This window comes from Endozoicomonas sp. ALD040, assembly GCF_049275945.1.
Lineage (GTDB): Bacteria > Pseudomonadota > Gammaproteobacteria > Pseudomonadales > Endozoicomonadaceae > Endozoicomonas_A.
Window position 1 is genome coordinate 1,637,569 of sequence record NZ_CP184829.1, and the last position, 13,110, is coordinate 1,650,678.

General features: G+C 54.1%; 9 protein-coding genes. All 9 read left to right on the plus strand.

All coding sequences use genetic code 11. The annotated features are described in order from the left end of the window. Positions 1–41: 41 nt before the first annotated feature. The 9 genes from ACOJUN_RS05185 to ACOJUN_RS05225 all read left to right on the plus strand — a co-directional run bounded on the left by ACOJUN_RS05185 (position 42) and on the right by ACOJUN_RS05225 (position 13,012). Entirely contained in the window at positions 42–281 is a 240-nt protein-coding gene (locus ACOJUN_RS05185; RefSeq protein WP_422137042.1) for an RING finger domain-containing protein, read from the plus strand. Then, complete coding sequence (locus tag ACOJUN_RS05190) at positions 226–396, plus strand: ankyrin repeat domain-containing protein (RefSeq protein ID WP_422135603.1); 171 nt, start codon at positions 226–228, stop codon at positions 394–396. Before ACOJUN_RS05185 ends, ACOJUN_RS05190 begins: the two co-directional genes overlap by 56 nt. A gap of 196 nt (positions 397–592) precedes the next feature. Beyond that, the gene (locus ACOJUN_RS05195) at positions 593–2,386 is read left to right on the plus strand and encodes an ankyrin repeat domain-containing protein (protein ID WP_422135604.1); all 1,794 of its coding nucleotides are present in this window, start codon (positions 593–595) and stop codon (positions 2,384–2,386) included. Between the two features lie 137 nt (positions 2,387–2,523). After that, on the plus strand, positions 2,524–4,320 hold the full coding sequence (locus ACOJUN_RS05200) for an ankyrin repeat domain-containing protein (RefSeq protein ID WP_422135605.1): 1,797 nt from the start codon (positions 2,524–2,526) through the stop codon (positions 4,318–4,320). Between the two features lie 138 nt (positions 4,321–4,458). Next, positions 4,459–6,627 (plus strand): ankyrin repeat domain-containing protein, encoded by a 2,169-nt coding sequence (locus ACOJUN_RS05205; protein WP_422135606.1) that lies wholly within the window; start codon positions 4,459–4,461, stop codon positions 6,625–6,627. Positions 6,628–6,813: 186 nt separating this feature from the next. Continuing rightward, positions 6,814–8,571, plus strand: coding sequence for an ankyrin repeat domain-containing protein (locus tag ACOJUN_RS05210; protein WP_422135607.1), 1,758 nt, complete (start codon positions 6,814–6,816; stop codon positions 8,569–8,571). Between the two features lie 207 nt (positions 8,572–8,778). Next, a complete protein-coding gene (locus ACOJUN_RS05215; RefSeq protein WP_422135608.1) occupies positions 8,779–9,528 on the plus strand; it encodes an ankyrin repeat domain-containing protein in 750 nt (249 codons plus the stop codon). 136 nt (positions 9,529–9,664) lie between these two features. Further along, the gene (locus ACOJUN_RS05220; RefSeq protein ID WP_422135609.1) at positions 9,665–11,518 is read left to right on the plus strand and encodes an ankyrin repeat domain-containing protein; all 1,854 of its coding nucleotides are present in this window, start codon (positions 9,665–9,667) and stop codon (positions 11,516–11,518) included. A 189-nt stretch (positions 11,519–11,707) separates the two neighbouring features. After that, positions 11,708–13,012 (plus strand): ankyrin repeat domain-containing protein, encoded by a 1,305-nt coding sequence (locus ACOJUN_RS05225; protein WP_422135610.1) that lies wholly within the window; start codon positions 11,708–11,710, stop codon positions 13,010–13,012. Positions 13,013–13,110 lie beyond the last annotated feature (98 nt).

Here is a 13,110-nt window from a genome sequence, read left to right on the forward strand (position 1 = left end):
GACCCGGACAACTCATTGATAATACGATGTTCTACTTATGTATGGCATTGCTCGCTGCCTTCTCCCCGTCGGCACTGGAGGCCGATATATGTCCTATTTGTTTGGCTCCCTTCCATGCCCGAAGTGAAGCGTCTGTGGTCGTCACAACCCAATGTTGTGGACACCGCTTCGATCTGGACTGTATTTCAAAGTCTTTTGTTGGTCAGCCCATCGGCTCGCGACGGTGTGCGATGTGCCGCCAGGACTACGGGTGGCGCCACCCCGCTGTTCGTCGCTGCTGAGAAAGGCAATACCGAATGCCTGAAAGCACTGATCGAAGCCGAGGCAGATCTCAGCGTCGCCAGGACTTTGGATGGCACCACCCCACTGTCTATCGCAGCCATAGCGACTGCGTGAAAGCCCTTATCGAGGCCAGGGAAAGGAAGGGAACAAAAGAAAGGCATTTTGCTATCCAGTAAAAACAGCGTTCAGGTGTTCCCAGACTCAGAGTCATACAAAGGAGTGACTATTTATTCGCAGAAAACTTTGATAGCCACATAAATGAACTAATATGCTTTTCTGTATCTCACCCACACTGCTTTGACCAACACAGATGTTCTACTTATGTCTGGCATTGCTCGCTACCCTCTTCCCATGGACACTGAAGGCCGATCACTGTCCTGTTTGTCTGGCTCACTTTCATGGCCGAAGTGAAGCGCCTGTGGTTGTCATAACCCAATGCTGTGGTCAACGCTTCGATCTGGACTGTATTTCGAGGTGTTTTCTTGATCAGCCCATCGGCTCACGCCAATGCGCGATGTGTCGGCAAGACCCGATGCCTATGGTGAACCTGAACACCAGTGAATCTTACCCGGATAGATTTTTCCCCGATCAGACCTTTTATCTTGCCTGTTTAAACGGGGATCTGGATCAGGTGGAGAGGTCTCTTGCAGAAGGAGTCAATGTCAATGCCATTATGACTGATGATTTCACTCCCTTGATGTTGGCATCCATTGGGGACCACGAGGTCGTCGAACGCCTTATCAAAGCCGGGGCGGACGTCAACGCTCGGACTGAGGATGGCGTCACCTCGCTGTTCATCGCATCACAGGAGGGCAATACCGACTGCGTGAAACGCCTGATCAACGCCGGGGCGGAGGTCAACACTCACACTAATACTGGCGCCACCCCGCTGCACGTTGCTACTTTGAGAGGCAATACCGACTGCGTGAAACTCCTGGTCAAGGCCGGGGCAAATCTCAACGCCGCCTCGTCGGATGGCGTTACCGCGCTATTCATCGCTGCCCAAGAAAATAACACCGACTGCGTGAAAATACTGATTAGCTCCGGGGCGGATCTCAACGCCAACCGAACTTCGGATGGCGCAACCCCGCTGTTCGCTGCTGCTGCGAAAGGCAATACCGGCTGCATACAACTCCTGACCAACGCTGGGGCAGAGCCCAACGCCCGAACCAGGAATGGCGCTAGCCCGCTGTTCATCGCTGCCCTGAAAAATAACACCGACGGCGTGAAAATACTGATCAACGCCGAGACGGATATCAATCCCCGAACTTCGGATGGCATCACCCCTCTGTACGCCGCTGCTGAGAGAGGCAATACAGAATGCCTGAAACTCCTGATCGATGCTGGGGCGGACGTCAACGCCGCTCGGACTGCTGATGGTGCCACTCCGCTATTCGCCGCTGCTGCGAGAGGAAATGCCGACTGCTTGAAAGCCCTGATCGAAGCCAAGGCGAATATCAATGCCCCAAATAAAAATGGCGCCACCCCGCTATACATCGCAACTCAGGAGGGCAATACCGACTGCGTGAAACTCCTGATCAACGCCGGGGCGGAAACCGACGCCGCCTTGTCGGATGGCTCCACGCCTCTGTTCGTTGCTGCCCGGGAGGGCAATATCGACTGCTTGAAACTACTGATCAATACCGGTGCGGATATCAACAGCCGGATTAAGAGTGGCGCCACCCCCCTCCACGCCGCAGCCTATAAGGGCAATACCGACTGCGTGAAACTCCTGATCAACGCCGGGGCGAAAACCGACGCCGCCTTGTCGGATGGCTCCACGCCTCTGTTCGTTGCTGCCCGGGAGGGCAATATCGACTGCTTGAAACTACTGATCAATACCGGTGCGGATCTCAACAGCCGGATTAAGAGTGCCGCCACCCCCCTCCACGCCGCAGCCTATAAGGGCAATACCAACTGCGTGAAACTCCTGATCAACGCCGGGGCAGATCTCAACACTGCCTTTCCAAATGGCAAAACCCCACTGTCCATCGCAACCAGGATGGGCAATACCGACTGCATGAAAGCCCTGATCGAGGCTGGGGCAAAGAAGGGGACTGAGGCAGGGAAGAGAACAGAAGAAAGGCCTCATTCTATCCAGTAACCATGGCTCTCAGGTGTTCCCATCTTCTGCGTTTTTGAAACAGGTGATTGTTTGACCACAGCAAACTTTGATAGCCATATAAATGAGCTAGCATTCCTTTTTTGTATCCAACCCACACTACTTATTGACCAACACAGATGTTCTTCTTATCTTTGGCATTACTCGCTACCCTCTCCCCATGGACGCTGGAAGCCGATCCCTGTCCTATTTGTTTAGTTCACTTCCATGACCGTCATGTAGCGCCTGTGGTCGTCAAAACCCAATGTTGTGGTCACCGCTTCGATCTGGACTGTATTTCGAGGTATTTTGTTGATCAGCCCACCGGCTCACGCCGCTGCGCGATGTGTCGGCAAGACCCGATGCCTGTGGTGAATGAGAACACCAGTGAATCTCACCCGGATACATTTTTCCCCGATCTGACGTTTTATCATGCCTGTTTAAACGGGGATTTGGATCAGGTGGAGAGGTCACTGGCAGTAGGAGTCAATGTCAATGCGGTTATGGCTTATGATTACACTGCTTTGATGTTGGCATCCAATAACGGGAACAATGCCGTCGTTCAACGACTGATAGCAGCCGGGGCGAACGTCAACGCCTCCCGGACTTGGAATAACGCCACCCCGCTGCTCATCGCTGCACAGCAAAATAACAACGACTGCGTAAAAATCCTGATCGAAGCTGAGGCAGATCTCAACGCCGCCATGTCGGGTGGCGCCACACCGCTGTTCATCGCTGCCCAGGAAAATAACATAGTCTGCGTGAAACTCCTGATCAACGCCGGGGCGGATCTCAACGCCGCCTTGTCGGATGGCTCCACCCCGCTGTTCATCGCTGCCCAGGAAAATAACATTGACTGCTTGACAGCCCTGATCGAAGCTGGGGCGGATCTCAACGCCACTCGGACTATAGATGGCTCCACCCCGCTGTTAGTAGCTGCGGCAAAAGGCAATACCGACTGCGTGAAAGCCCTGATCGAAGCCAAGGCGAGTCTCAACGCCGCCATGTCGGGTGGCGCCACACCGCTGTTCATCGCTGCCCAGGAAAATAACACAGACTGCCTGGAACTCCTGATCAACGCCGGGGCGGATCTCAACGCCGCCTTGTCGGATGGCGCCACAGCGCTATTCATTGCAGCCCAGAAGGGCAACATTGACTGCGTGAAACTCCTTCTCGACGCCGGGGCAGATGTCAGCGCCCGGACGAAGAATGGCGCCACCTCGCTGTTCATCGCAGCCCTGAAGGGCTATACCGACTGCCTGAAAATACTGATCAACGCCGGGGCGGATTTCAACGCACGGACCGAGGATGGCTCCACCTCGCTGTTTATCGCGGCCTTGAGGGGCAATTCCGACTGCGTGAAACTCCTGATCAACGCCGGGGCGGATCTCAACACTGCCAGGATTACGGATCGTGCCAACCCGCTGTTCATGGCTGCTCAGCAAAATAACATCGACAGCCTGAAAATCCTGATCGAAGCCAAGGCGGATATCAATGCGCATATTGAGGATGGCACCACCCCGCTGTTCATCGCTGCCCAAGAAAATAACATCGAATGCGTGGAACTCCTGATCAACGCCGGGGCTGATCTCAACACCGCCTTGCCGGATGGCACCACTGCGCTGTTCATCGCTACACACGAAAATAACACCAAATGCGTGAAACTCCTGATCAATGCCGGGGCGGATCTCAACGCTCGAACTAAGACTGGCACCATCCCGCTGCACGTTGCTGTTGCGAAAGGCAATACCGACTGCGTGGAACTCCTGAGCAACGCCGGGGCTGATCTCAACATCTGTCGGACTTCGGACGGCGCCACGCCACTGTCCATAGCAATCGAGATGGGCAATAGCGACTGTGTGAAGTTCCTTATCAACGCCGGGGCAGAGTGGGGAACAGAGGCGGTGAAGGAAACAAAAAAAGCATCGTGTCAGTGAACATGGCTCTCAGGTGTTCCTATCTTCTGAGTTTTTGAAACAGGTGATTATTTAGCCACAACAAACGTTGAGAGACACACAAATGAACTATCATTACTTTCCTGTACTCAGGCCGCACCATTCATCGACTGGCACAGAATGTTCTACATATATTTGGCATTACTCGCCACTCTCTCCCCATGGACACTGAAGGCCGATCAGTGTCCTATTTGTTTGGCTCCCTTTCATGACCGAAGTGAAGCGCCTGTTGTCGTCAAAACCCAATGTTGTGGTTACCGCTTCGATCTGGACTGTATTTCGAGGTCTTTTGTTAAACAGCCCATCGGCTCACGCCGGTGCGCGATGTGTCGGCAAAACCCGATGCCTGTGGTGAATCAGAACACCAGTGAGGCTTACCCGGATGCATTTTTCCCCGATCAGACGTTTTATCGTGCCTGTATATATGGGGATTTGGATCAGGTGGAGAGGTCACTGGCAGAAGGAGTCAATGTCAATACCGTTATGATTGGTGGCTTCACTGCCTTGATGTTAGCATCCAGCAGGGGTCACGTGGATGTCGTCAAACACCTGATAAACGCTGGGGCGAACCTCGACACTGCCCGTCCGAACGGTGCCAACGCAGTGTTCGTCGCTGCTGAGTTCGGTCATGCAGACTGCGTGAAACTCCTGATCAACGCCGGAGCCAATCTCAACGCCGCCAGAACTTCGGATGGCGCAACCCCGCTTTTCATCGCAGCCTCGAAGGGCAATACCGACTGCGTGAAACTCCTGGCCAACGCCGGAGCGGATCTCAACGCCGGGGCGAATCTCAATACCGGGGGTGTGGTAGCGGGTGCCACCCCACTGTTCATCGCAGCCCTGAATGGCAATACCGACTGCCTGAAACTCCTGATCGAAGCCATGTCGGATATCAATGCCCGAAATTCGGACGACGTCACCCCGCTGTTCGCCGCTGCCACGAGAGGCAATACCGAGTGTGTTAAACTCCTGATCAACGCCGGGGCAGACCTCAACGCCGGTAATGAGTATAGCGCAACCCCACTGTTGGTTGCTGCTATGAGAGGTAATACCGACTGCGTGAAACTCCTGATTAACGCCGAAGCGGATCTCAACGCCCGGTCTGTGGATGGCCGCACCCCGCTGTTCCAAGCAGTTCAGAAAGGCAATACTGACTGCGTGAAACTCCTGCTCAACGCCGGTGCGAATCCCAACACTGCCTTGCCGGATGGCCGCACCCCGCTGTTCCAAGCAGCTCAGAAAGGCAATACTGACTGCGTGAAACTCCTGCTCAATGCCGGTGCGAATCCCAACGCTGCTTTATCGGATGGTGCCACCCCGCTGTTCATCGCAGCCCTTGAGGACAATGCCGAATGCCTGAAACTCCTGCTCAACTTTGGGGCAGATCTCAAAGCCGCCAGAAATAGTGATGGCGCGACTGCATTGTCCGTCGCAACCGAAGTGAGCAATACCGACTGCGTGGAAATCCTGATCAAAGCGGGAGCGCCTCTCAACGCCCGGTGTTCGTTTGGCGCCACCCCGCTATACATCGCAGCTGAGGAGGGCATTACCGACTGCGTGCAACTCCTGATCAACGCCGGGGCGGATCTCGATGTCCCGGATGAGAATGGCGCCACCCCGCTTTTCGTCGCTGCACGGGAGGGCAATACCGACTGTTTGAAACTCCTGATCAACGCCAGGGCAGCTCTCAACGCCCGCACTAAGACTGGCGCTACCCCGCTTTACATCGCTGTCCAGAAGGGCAATACCGACTGCGTGAAACTCCTGATCAACGCCGGGGCGAATATCAACGCCACCAGGACTTCGGATGGCGCCAACCCGCTGTTCATGGCAGCCCTGAAGGGCAATACCGACTGTCTGAAACTCCTGATCAATGCCGGAGCGGATCTCAACGCCCGGACTGAGGATGGCGCCACACCGCTGTTCATCGCAATCGAGATGGGCAATACCGACTGTGTGAAACGCCTGATCAACGCCGGGGCGGATCTCAACGCCGCCAGGTCGGATGGCACCACACCGCTGTTCTTCGCTATACAAGAAAATAACACCGAGTGCTTGAAACTCCTGATCAACGCCGAGGTGGATCTCAACACCCCCCGGGCTTCGGATGGCGTCACCCCGCTTCTCATCGCAGTCTGGCAAGGCCATACCGATTGCGTGGAAATCCTGATCAGTGGTGGGGCAGATCCCAATGCCGCCAATACTATGGATGGCGGCCTACTTTTCATTGCTGCCTTGAAAGGCCATAACGGCTGCGTGGAGGCTCTGATCAAGGCTGGAGCAAAGTAGGGAACTGAGGCAAGGAAGGCAACAAAAGAAACGCGTTGTGCTATCCAGCAAACAGGGCTTTCAGTTGTTCCCATCTTCCGAGTTTTGCAATGCGTGATTATTTAGCCACAGCAAACTTTGATAGCCATATAAATGGACTAATATGCTTTTTTGTATCTAACCCACACTGCTTATTGACCAATACAGATGTTCTACTTATGTGTGGCATTGTTAACCACCCTCTCCCCATGGACACTGAAGGCCGATCACTGTCCTATTTGTCTGGCTCTCTTCCATGGCCGAAGTGAAACGCCAGTGGTTGTCAAAACTCAATGTTGTGGTCAACGCTTCGATCTGGGCTGTATTTCGAGGTGTTTTGTTGATCAGCCCATCGGCTCACGACGGTGCGCCATGTGTCGGCAAGACCCAATGCCTGTGGTGAATCAGAACACCAGTGAATCTCACCCAGATACATTTTTCCCCGACAAGACATTTTTTCGCGCCTGTTTAAACGGGGATCTGGATCAGGTGGAGAGGTCTCTGGCAGAAGGGGTCAATGTTAATGCCGTTATGACTGGTGGCTTCACTGCCTTGATGCTGGCATCCTGCCGGGGTCACATGAATGTCGTCAAAAGTCTGATAAACGCTGGGGCGAACCTCGACACTGCCCGTTCGAATGGTGCCACCGCACTGCTCATCGCTGCTGAATACGGTAATACCGACTGCGTAAAACTCCTGACCAACGCCGGGGCGGATGTCAACGCCGCCAGGACTTCGGATGGCGCCACCCCGCTATACGTTGCTGCTGCGAAGGGCAATACCGACTGCGTGAAACTCCTGATCAGCGCCGGGGCAGATCTCGACGCCCGAACCAGGAACGGTGCCACCCTGCTTTTCATCGCTGTCCAGGAGGGCAATACCGACTGCGTGAAACTCCTGATCAACGCCGGTGCGAATATCAACGCCGCCAGAACTTCGGATAGCACCACCCCGCTGTTCATCGCAGTCCTGAAGGGCAATACCGACTGTTTGAAACTCCTGATCAACGCCGAGGCGGATCTCAACGCCCGGACTGAGGATGGCACCACCCCACTCTTCATGGCTGCCCAGAAAAATAACACCGAATGCGTGAAACTCCTGATCAATGCCGGGGCGGATCTCAACGCCGCCAGGATTACGGATGGTGCCACCCCACTGCTCGCCGCTGCTGCGAAAGGCAATACCGACTGTGTGAAACTCCTGATCAACGCCGGGGCAGATCTCAACGCCCGGACTAAGAATAGCGCCACTGCGCTGTACATCGCAGCTCAGGAGGGCAATAACGACTGCGTGCAACTTCTGATCGACGCCGGGGCGAATCTCAACATCCCCCTGTCTTCGGATGGCAGCAACCCGCTGTTCATCGCTGCTGCGAAAGGCAATACCGACTGCGTGAAAGCCCTGATCAAAGCCAAGGCCAATCTCGACGCCCGAACCAAAAATGGCGCCACCCCTCTATTCTTCGCTGCCCAAGAAAATAACACCGACTGTGTAAAACTCCTGACCAATGCCGGGGCGAGTCTCAACACCCGGCCTGAAAATGGTAACACCCCACTGTTCATCGCTGCCCTGAAAAATAACACCGACAGCCTGAAACTGCTGATCAACGCCGGGGCGGATCTCAACATCTGCCGAACCTCGGATGGCGCCACCCCGCTGTACATTGCTGCTGCGAAAGGCAATACCGGCTGCGTGGAACTTCTGATCAACGCCGGGGCGGATCTCAACATCTACCGGACTTCGGATGGCGCCACCCCGCTGTACGTTGCTGCTGCAAAAGGTAACAGCGACTGCGTGAAACTCCTGATCAACGCCGGAGCAGATCTCAACACCCGGAATAAGAATGGATGCACCCCGCTGTCCGCAGCAGCCCTGAAGGGCAAAACCTATTGCCTGGAAATCCTGCTCAACGCCATGACAAAGTAGGCAAGGAAGGGAACAAAAGAAAGGCGTTGTGCTATCCAGTAAACACGGCTTTCTGGTGTTCCTGTCTTCCGGGTTTTGCAGTCAAATAAAATTGCAACAATCGCAAAATCAATTACGCTAGGAGGCCGACCGAGAATAGCGCCCGTAGCGAGGACGGCAGAAAATTGAGGATGAAAATTCGGTTTTGTGAGGAGAATAGCGAGCTATTTGACGAACAAAAGCGGATTTTCAGACCAATTTGCTGCCGCCGCAGTAGGGCAGTCTATTCTCGGTCGGCCTCCTAGGAGCCTGACCCCATGGACACTGAAGGCCGATCCCTGTCCTATTTGTTTGGCTCCCTTCCATGACCGAAATGTAGAACCTGTGGTCGTCAGAACCCAATGTTGCGGCCACCGCTTCGATCTGGACTGTATTTCGAGGTGTTTTGTTGATCAGCCCATTGGCTCACGCCGTTGCTTGATGTGCCGACAAAACCCGATGCCTGTGGTGAATCAGAACACCAGTGAATCTCACCCGGATACATTTTTCCCGGATCAGACTTTTTATCTTGCTTGTTTAAACGGGGATCTGGATCAGGTCGAGAGGTCTCTGGCAGAGGGAGTCAATGTCAATGCCGTTATGACTAATGGTCTCACTGCCTTAATGTTGGCATCCGGCTGGGGGCACACGGACGTCGTCGAACGCCTGATCAATGCCGGGGTGAATCTCAATGCTGCCTTGTCGGATGGCACCACCACGCTTTTCATCGCTGCACAGATGGGCCATACCTACTGCGTGAAACTCCTGATCGAAGCCGAAGCCAATCTCAACGTCCGTGCTTCGGATGGCGCCACCCCGCTGGCCATAGCAATCAAGATGGGCAATACCGACAGCATGAAACTCCTCATCAACGCCGAGGCAAAGCTGGGAACTGAGGCAGTGAAGGAAACAAAGGAAAAGCTTCATGCTGTCCAGTAAACAGGGCTCTCAGGTGTTCCCACCTTCTGAGTTTTTGAAACAGGTGATTGTTTGACCACAGCCAACTTTGATAGCCACAAAAATGAACTAACATGCTTTTTTGTATCTAACCCACACGGCTTATTGACCAGCACAGATGTTCTACTTATGTGTAGCATTGTTCGCTAGCCTCTCCTCATGGACAGTGAAGGCCGATCACTGTCCAATTTGTTTGACTCCCTTCCATGGCCGCAATGAAGCGCCTGTGGTCGTCAAAACCCACTGTTGTGGACACCGCTTCGATCTGGACTGTATTTCGAGGTGTTTTTTTAATCAGCCTACCGGCTCACGCCGTTGCGCGATGTGTCGGCAAGACCCGATGCCTCTGATGAATCAGAACACCAGTGAATCTCACCCGGATACATTTTTCCCCGATCAGACGTTCTATCTTGCCTGTTTAAACGGGGATCTGGATCAGGTGGAGAGGTCACTGGCAGAAGGAGTCAATGTTAATGCTGTTATGAATAATGGCTTTACTGCCTTGATGTTGGCATCCGGTGGGGGGCACACTGACGTCGTCAAACGCCTGATCAATGCCGGGGCAGATGTCAACGCCGCCCCGCATGAGGATGGCGCCACTGGGCTGTTCATCGCTGCACAAGAAAATAACACCGACTGCGTGAAAATACTGATCAACGCCGGGGCAGTTGTCAACACCCGGACTAAGACTGACGACACCCCGCTGATCGCTGCTGTTACGAGAGGCAATATCGACTGCGTGAAAGCCCTGATCGAAGCCGGGGCAGATCTTAACGCCGCCTTATCGGATGGCGCCACCCCGCTGTTCATCGCTGCACAAAGGAATGAGATAGACTGTGTGAAACTCCTGATCAACGCCGGGGCAGATCTCAACGCCGCCAGGATCACGGATGCCGCCACTCCGCTTTTCGCCGCTGCTGCAACAGGCAATACCGACTGCATGAAAGTCCTGATCAAAGCCAAGGCGAATATCAACGCCCGAAATAAGGATGGCGACACGCCGCTGTTCAGCGCAGCTATACAGGGCAATACAGACTGCCTGAGAATCCTGATCGAAGCCATGGCGAATATCAATGCCCGGGCTTCGGATGGCGCCACGCCGCTGCTTGCCGCAGCTGCGAAAGGCAATGTTGACTGCATGAAACTCCTGGTCAACGCCGGGGCAGATCTCAACCCCCCTCATAGTCCCGATGGCGTCACCCCGCTGTTCGCCGCCGCTGCCAATGGCAATACCGATTGCGTGAAAATCCTGATCGACGCCGGGGCAGATCTCAACGTCCGGACTTCGTATGTCGCCACCCCTCTTTGCGCCGCTGCTGCGCTAGGCAATACCGAATGCTTGAAACTCCTGATCAACGCCGGGGCGGATCTCGACAACTCCCGGACTTCGGATGGCTCCACCCCACTGTTCGAAGCTGCTGCAAGAGGCAACACCGAATGCGTGGAACTCCTGATCAACGCCGGGGCGGCTCTCAACACCCGGAATAAGGATGGCGCCACCGCTCTGTTCATCGCTGCGCAAGAAAATAAGACCGACTGCTTGAAACTCCTGATCAACGCCGGGGCGGATCCCAACGCCACCGCGTCGGATAGCACTACCCCACTGTTCATGGCAACTCAGGAAGGCAATACTGACTGCGTTAAAGTCCTGATCGACGCTGGAGTGCATCTCTCAGCCCGGACTGAGGATGGCGCCACTGCGCTGCTAATCGCTGCTCAGCAAAATAAAATCGACTGCCTGAAAATCCTGATCGAAGCCAAGGCGGATATCAATGCGCAAATTAAGGATGGCAGCACCCCGGTGCTCATTGCTGCTGCGAAAGGCAATACCGACTGCGTAAAACTCCTGATCAACGCCGGGGCAGATCTCAACATCTGCCGGACTTCAGATGGCATCACACCGCTGCACCTTGCTGCTGCGAAAGGCAATACCGACTGCGTGCAACTCCTGACCAACGCCGGAGCAAAGTAGGGAACAAAGGCCGTGAAGGCAACAAAAGAAAGGATTTATGTTGCCCAGTGAACATGGCTCTCAGGTGTTCCCATCTTCTGAGTTTTTGAAACAGGTGATTGTTTAACCACAGCAAAGTTTGGGAGACACATAAATGAACTATCATTCCTTTTCTGTACCCAAGCCGCACGACTTATCGACTGGCACAGAATGTTCTACCTATATGTGGCATTGCTCGCCACTCTCTCCCCATGGACACTGAAGGCCGATCACTGTCCTATTTGTTTGGCTCCCTTCCATGGCCGAGTTGAAGCGCCTGTGGTCGTCAAAACCCAATGTTGTGGTCACCTCTTCGATCTGGACTGTATTTCGAAATGTTTTGCTGATCAGCCCATTGGCTCACGCCAGTGCGCGATGTGTCGGCAAGATCCGATGCCTATGGTGAATCAAAACACCAGTGAATCTCATCCGGATACATTTTTTCCCGATCAGGTGTTTTATGATGCCTGTTATGAAGGGGATTTGGATCAGGTGGAGAGGTCTCTGGCAGAAGGAGTCAATGTCAATGCCGTTATGCTTGATGATTTCACTGGCTTGATGATGGCATCTTACGGGGGGCACAAGGCAATCGTCGAACACCTGATCAACGCCGGGGCGAATCTCAACGCCACCTCAACAACGAGTGCCACTGCCATATTCTTTGCTGTCCAGAAAAATAACATTGATTGCGTGAAGCTCCTGATCAACGCCGGAGCGGATCTCAACGCCAACTTTTCAGATGGTGCCACTGTACTGTTGATCGCTGCAAGGCAGGGCAAAACCGACTGCGTGAAACTCCTGATCAACGGCGGGGCGGATATCAACGCCGCCTTATCGGATGGTGCCACCCCGCTGTTCTTTGCTGCCCAGGAAAATAACACCGACTGCGTGAAAATCCTGGTCAGGGCCGGGGCGAATATCAATGCCCGGACTAAGAAGGGTACAACTCCACTATTCATCGCTGCCCTGAATGGCAATACCAACAGCGTGAAAGCCCTGACCGAAGCCAACGCAGATCTCAACGTGAGAACTAACAATGGCGGCACCCCGCTTCTCATCGCAGTCTGGGAAGGCCATACCGATTGCGTGGAAACTCTTATCGCTGGGGGGGCTGATCTCAATGCTGTCTGGTCTATGGATGGCGTCACCCCACTTTTCATCGCAGCCCTGAATGGCCATACCGATTGCGCAGAAATCCTGATCCTCGTCGGGGCAGATCTCAACGCTGCCAGGGCTTCAGATGGTGCCACCCCGCTGTTCATCGCAGCCCTGAATGGCAATACCGACTGCGTAGAACTCCTGATCAACGCCGGGGCAAATCTCAACGTTGCCAGGACTTCGGATGGTGCCACCCCGCTGTCCATAGCAATCAAGATGGGCAATACCGACAGCATGAAACTCCTCATCAACGCTGAGGCAGAGGTGGGAACAGAGGCAGTGAAGGAAACAAAGGAAAAGCTTCATGCTGTTCAGTAAAAAGGGCTCTCAGTTGTTCCTGTCTTCTGAATTTTTAAAAACAGGTGATTATTTGACCACAGCAAACTTTGATAGCCATATAAATGAACTACCATTCT

What these genes read in the sequence shown, in the direction of transcription:
- ACOJUN_RS05225 (WP_422135610.1), top strand. Translation starts at nt 11,708, where the DNA reads ATGTTCTACCTATATGTGGCATTGCTCGCCACTCTCTCCCCATGGACA.
- ACOJUN_RS05200 (WP_422135605.1), top strand. Translation starts at nt 2,524, where the DNA reads ATGTTCTTCTTATCTTTGGCATTACTCGCTACCCTCTCCCCATGGACG.
- ACOJUN_RS05205 (WP_422135606.1), top strand. Translation starts at nt 4,459, where the DNA reads ATGTTCTACATATATTTGGCATTACTCGCCACTCTCTCCCCATGGACA.
- ACOJUN_RS05195 (WP_422135604.1), top strand. Translation starts at nt 593, where the DNA reads ATGTTCTACTTATGTCTGGCATTGCTCGCTACCCTCTTCCCATGGACA.
- ACOJUN_RS05185 (WP_422137042.1), top strand. Translation starts at nt 42, where the DNA reads ATGGCATTGCTCGCTGCCTTCTCCCCGTCGGCACTGGAGGCCGATATA.
- ACOJUN_RS05210 (WP_422135607.1), top strand. Translation starts at nt 6,814, where the DNA reads ATGTTCTACTTATGTGTGGCATTGTTAACCACCCTCTCCCCATGGACA.
- ACOJUN_RS05220 (WP_422135609.1), top strand. Translation starts at nt 9,665, where the DNA reads ATGTTCTACTTATGTGTAGCATTGTTCGCTAGCCTCTCCTCATGGACA.